Raw genomic sequence first — 4,440 nt, forward strand, 5'->3', positions numbered from 1 at the left:
CGCCGGCGCCCGCCGTCACCGGCAGGGCCGCCGGCACGCCGGTCCCCGACAGCACGACCGCGACGCCGCCGCCGCCGCCGATCGACTGCGCGACCAGGCCGTGCGCGAAGGTGCCGGCCGTGACGATCACGGAGCTGTTCTCGACCGTCGTGGTGTTGCCGTTGCCGCCGGCGCCCGCGGCCGAGCCGAACACGATCGATCCCATGGCCGGGGTGCCGTAGACGAAGGCGAAGCCACCGCCGCCGCCGATGGACTGAGCGAGCAGGCCGATCGCGCCTTCGTTCTCGGTCCAGATGGTGCCGGCGAGCGACCGGGTCGTGACCGTGTTGCCGTCGCCGCCGCCGACGAGGCCGGAGCCGACCGTGCCGAAAGTCAGATTGGTGCCGCCGGTTCCGAGCAGTCCGCCGGTCGCGCTGAAGGCGCCGACACCGCCGCCACCGCCGATCGACTGGGTGACGAGACCGGCCGCCCCGAGCCCGTGGGTGACGATGTTGTCGCTGTTGTCGACCGTCACGACCGTGCCGTTGCCGACCGCCCCGCCGTGCTGGCCGAGGCCGATGACGACCCCGGTGGCGCCGAGATCGACCGCGCCCGCGACCGCCGTGCCGGCGAAGCCACCGCCGCCGGCGATGCCCTGCACCAGGGCGCCGATCGACAGGGCGCCGGTCGTCTCCAGCGTGGCCGTCGCAGCGAGCGGGGCCGCGAAGGTGACGGGTCCCGAAGCGGCCATCGCGGCCGCGAAGCTCGGCGGGCCGTTGATCGTCACGGTGACGACGCCGTCGGTGCCGACCTGGCCGCTGCCGGCCGCGCCGATCTGCAGGTCGCCGCCATTGGCGCCGCCCGTCGTGCCGGCAACGGAGATGCCGCCGTAGCCGCCGCCGCCGCCGATCGATTGGGCCAGCACGGCCGCCGAATTGTCGCCGAGCGTCGTGATGCTGCCCGAGCTGGTGACGGTGACGTTGCCGCCCTTGCCGCCGTTGCCGCCCTGGCCGCCGACCGTGTTGCCGAGCTCGCCACCGGACAGGTTGAGCGAGCCGCTGAATCCGCCGGAGCCGCCGCCGCCGCCCACCGACTGCGCCATGATGCCGACCGAGCCGGCCGCGTTGACGATGATGATGCCGTTGTTGTCGACCTTGACCTCGCCGCCGTCGCCGCCGAGCGCGCCCTTGCCGCCGACCGAGGACGTCACGCCGCCGTTGCCGGAGGTCATCGACCCCGCGATGCTGAATCCGCCGTTGCCGCCGCCGCCGCCGATCGACTGCGCCAGGATGCCGACCGAGTTGACGCCCTGGGTCGTGATCACGTCGTAGTTCTTCACCGTGACCTTGTCGCCGGCATTGCCGGCCGCGCCGCCGACGCCGCCGCCGACCGACGAGGTCGCGTCCTGGTCGAGCGAGAACGAGCCGCCGACCACGAAGCCGCCATTGCCGCCGCCGCCGCCCACCGACTGCGCCAGGATGCCGTAGGCCATCGCGCCGAAGGTCGTGATCGCGCCGCCGAGATTGTTGGTGACCGTGACGTTGCCGGCGCCCCCCGCGGTGCCGCCCGACATGTCCGAGGCGCCGCCGACCGTGTCGGTCATGCTCTGGGCGCTCGAGCTCGAGCCGGCGATGCCGATGGCGAAGCCGCCGTTGCCGCCACCGCCGCCGACCGACTGGGCCAGGATGCCGATGCCGCGGTTGCCGACGACGTCGATGGCGGCGCTGTTGGTGACGTCGACGGCCTTGCCGGCGCCGCCCGCACCGCCCTTGCCGCCGATCGTGTTGCCGGCCGTCTGCCCGTCGAGGCTGACCGTGAGATTGCCGGCGAAGCCGCCGGAGCCGCCGCCGCCGCCGATCGACTGCGCGATGATGCCGACCGTGCTGGCCGAGGGACCGACCGGATTGGCCAGGATCGTGATGGCGCCGCTGTTCACCACCGTCACGGTGTCGGCGTCGCCGGCGGCACCGCCCTTGCCGCCGATCGCGTTGGAGGCGGCATCGTCCTGGAGCGTCAGCACGCCGGTCGCGGCGAAGCCGCCATTGCCGCCGCCGCCGCCGACCGATTGCGCCAGGATGCCGTGCGAGAGCAGGCCGCTCGTGGTGATGGTCGCGGAATTGTTCACCTCGACGACGCCGCCGTTGCCGCCGGCTCCGCCCTGCCCGCCGATCGAGTTGGTCGAGCCCTTGGCCTCCGACGCGAAGCCCAGGCTCGCCGTGAAGCCGCCGCTGCCGCCACCGCCGCCGATCGACTGTGCCGTCAGCGCGACGGCGTTGTCGCCGGTCGTCTGCAGCGAGCCGGCGGACGTGACGACGACGCGCGTGCCGTCGGAGCCGGCGCCGCCATGGCCGCCGACCGTGTTCACGGCCGCATCGCCGGTGTTGATCGTCACGGCGAAGCCGCCCGAGAAGCCGCCGGTGCCGCCGCCGCCGCCGACCGACTGCGCCAGGATCGCGCCGGCGCCGGCGCCGTGCGTGACGATGCTGCTGCCGTCGTGCACCGTCACCCGGACCGTGCCCGAGCAGACGGTCGCCACCACGGCTCCGGCGCAGTTGCCGGCGCCGCCGTCGCCGCCGATCGTGTTGGTGGTGCTGTCGCCTTTCAAGGCGAACGAGCCGCCGATGGCGAAACCGCCATTGCCGCCGCCGCCGCCCACTGCCTGGGCCAGGATGCCGTAGGACAGCGCACCCTGGGTCGTGATGGCCCCGGTGTGGTCGACCGTGACGTCGTTGCCGGTGCCGCCGACGCCGCCCTTGCCGCCGATCGTCTGGGTCGCCGCCTTGGCGTCGTCGCCGATCGTGCCGGCCCCGGCGATCGAGAAGCCGCCATTGCCGCCGCCACCGCCGACCGACTGCGCCAGGATGGCACTGGCGTTCGCGCCGCCCGTTTGGATGTTGCCCGTGTTGGTGACCGTCACGGTTCCGGAATTGCCGCCGGTGCCGCCTTCACCGCCGACCGTGTTGGCCGTCACCTCGCCCTGCGCCGAGATCGCCGCGCCGATGGCAAAGCCGCCATTGCCGCCGCCGCCGCCGACCGACTGCGCCAGGATGCCAACAGCGCCCTGGCCCACCGTGGAGACCGAGTAGCCCGGGATCGACGAGCCGGCCGTCGCGTTCGTGGTGACCGTGACGTTGCCGCCGGTGTTGCCGGAGCCGCCCTTGCCGCCCACCGCGTTCATCTCGGCGTCGCCCTTGTAGGAGAGCGCGCCGGCGATGGCGAAGCCGCCATTGCCGCCACCGCCGCCGACTGACTGGGCGAGCACGCCGTGCGACATGTCGCCGAACGTGCTGATGGTGCCGTTGCTCGTCACCGCGACGGTGTTGCCGGTGCCGCCCGTGCCGGCGTCTCCGGCCTCCGCCTTGCCGATCGCGCTGCCCTTGAGGCTGGCCGCGAGCGTCAGCGAGAAGCCGCCATTGCCGCCACCGCCGCCGACCGATTGCGCCAGGATGCCGATCGCGTTGGCGGTCGGCGCCCCGGCGCTGCCGGTCGTGATGTTGCCGGTCGAGGTGACGTCGACGGTGCCGGCCGCGTTGCCGTTGCCGCCGGTGCCGCCGATGCTGTTCGCGTAGCTGGTGTTGTTGCCGAGCGCGAGGGCCCCGCTGAAGCCGCCATTGCCGCCGCCGCCGGCGACCGACTGCGCGAAGATGCCGATCGACCCGGCGCCCGCGGTCACGATATCGCCCGTCGAGGAGACGTGCGCGACGCCCGAGGTGGCGCCCTCGCCGCCCTTGCCGCCGACGCCGATTCCGAGCGACACGCCCGGGCTGATCGTCAGCGCGGCGCTCGCCGCGAAGCCGCCATTGCCGCCGCCGCCGCCGACCGACTGGGCGAAGATGCCGTGCGACTGGGCGCCGGCCGTCGAGATGTCGCCGGTGCTGTCGACCCGCGCGTCGCCCGCGGTGCCGCCGTTGCCGGCGGCGCCGCCGAAGCTCAGGCTCAGCGCCCCGTAGCTCGCCCCCGAGGCGCTGATCGCGAAGCCGCCATTGCCGCCGCCGCCGCCGACCGACTCGGCGAAGATGCCGTGCGACTGCGTCCCGAAGGTCTGGATGGTGCCCTGGCTGGTCACCGTCACGGCGCGGCCGTCGCCGCCATTGCCGCCGTCGCCGCCGAACGCCAAGCTGGCGGAGCCGAAGGTGGCGCCGCTGCCCGTGATGGCGAAGCCGCCGGTGCCGCCGCCACCGCCGACCGACTGGGCGTAGATGCCCGACGACTGGTCGTTGTGCGTGATGATGCTGGTGCCGCTGTCGACCGTGACGATGCCGCCGTTGCTGCCGACCCCGCCGTTGCCGGCGAACGTCATCGACAGGTTGCCACCCGTCGACGCTCCGACCGAGATCGCGAAGCCGCCGGTGCCGCCGCCGCCGCCGACCGAGGAGGCCATGATGCCGTGCGACAGCAGCCCCGACGTTTCGATCGTGCCGCTGCTGCCGACCATCACGTTGCCGGCCTGGCCGCCGGCGC

At 73.9% G+C, this 4,440-nt stretch carries 1 protein-coding gene; it reads right to left on the bottom strand.

The annotated features are described in order from the left end of the window. Positions 1 to 4,440: beta strand repeat-containing protein (locus CH341_RS34540; protein ID WP_425376219.1), on the bottom strand; the 4,440-nt coding region annotated here is incomplete at both ends.

It is taken from the genome of Rhodoplanes roseus, assembly GCF_003258865.1.
GTDB lineage: Bacteria > Pseudomonadota > Alphaproteobacteria > Rhizobiales > Xanthobacteraceae > Rhodoplanes > Rhodoplanes roseus.